The organism is Collinsella intestinalis DSM 13280 (assembly GCF_000156175.1).
Lineage (GTDB): Bacteria > Actinomycetota > Coriobacteriia > Coriobacteriales > Coriobacteriaceae > Collinsella > Collinsella intestinalis.
Map to the genome: position 1 here is coordinate 222,310 of NZ_GG692711.1, position 983 is coordinate 223,292.

General features: G+C 62.6%; 1 other annotated feature (running past one end of the window).

Annotation, left to right across the window (positions count from 1 at the left end):
- Window positions 1-983 (reverse strand) — a sequence feature (23S ribosomal RNA rRNA prediction is too short) (it extends 290 nt beyond the left edge of the window).

Below are 983 nucleotides of genomic sequence, written 5' to 3' on the forward strand. Positions count from 1 at the left end.
AGCCTCGCCCTCGCGGAGACCGGATTTGCCTGGTCTCCGGGCCGCGCTCCATCACGGGGACGTCCAGAACCCCGCCGAGCCACCCCAATCCGTCGCCCCGTCGGTCGTGACGGTGCATCTCCGGTGCAGGAATGTCCACCTGCTGCGCGTCGCCTACGGCTTCCGCCCTCGGCTTAGCCCCCGACTGACCCTGGGAGGATTAGCCTCGCCCAGGAAACCTCGGGTTTACGGCGGACGAGTTACTCTCTCGTCTCTCGCTACTCACGCCAGCATTCTCACTCCCCAGCAGTCCACCGTCGGTGACCCTCCGGCTTCGCCCCGCTGGGGACGCTCCCCTACCCAATGAAATCTCATTGCCGCCGCTTCGGCTCTCAGTTTAGCCCCGTGTATTGTCGGCGCATGTCCACTCGACCAGTGAGCTGTTACGCACTCTTTGAAGGGGTGGCTGCTTCTAAGCCAACCTCCTGGTTGTCTGCGTGGACGCACATCCTTTGCCACTTAACTGAGAATTGGGGGCCTTAGCGGGCGGTCTGGGCTGTTTCCCTCTCGAGCACACAGCTTAGCCCACATGCTCTGACTGCCGAGATATGGACCGACCGGCATTCGGAGTTCGGTTCGAATCGGTAGGCGGCGAAGCCCCCTCATCGATCCGGTGCTCTACCTCCGGCGGTTAACTCTCGACGCTAGCCCTAAAGCTATTTCGGGGAGAACGAGATATCTCCGGGTTTGATAGGCCTTTCACCCCTATCCCCAGGTCATCGGCGCACTTTTCAACGTACGTCCGTTCGGCCCTCCACGGGGTCTTACCCCCGCTTCAGCCTGCCCAGGGATAGCTCACCCGGCTTCGCGTCTGCGGCACGCGACTCAGATCGCCCGTTTCGGACTCGCTTTCGCTCCGGCTCGCTTCCCAGCTTAACCTCGCCGCGTGCCAGCAACTCGCTGGCTCATTCTACAAAAGGCACGCCGTCACGGGACGAAGCCCG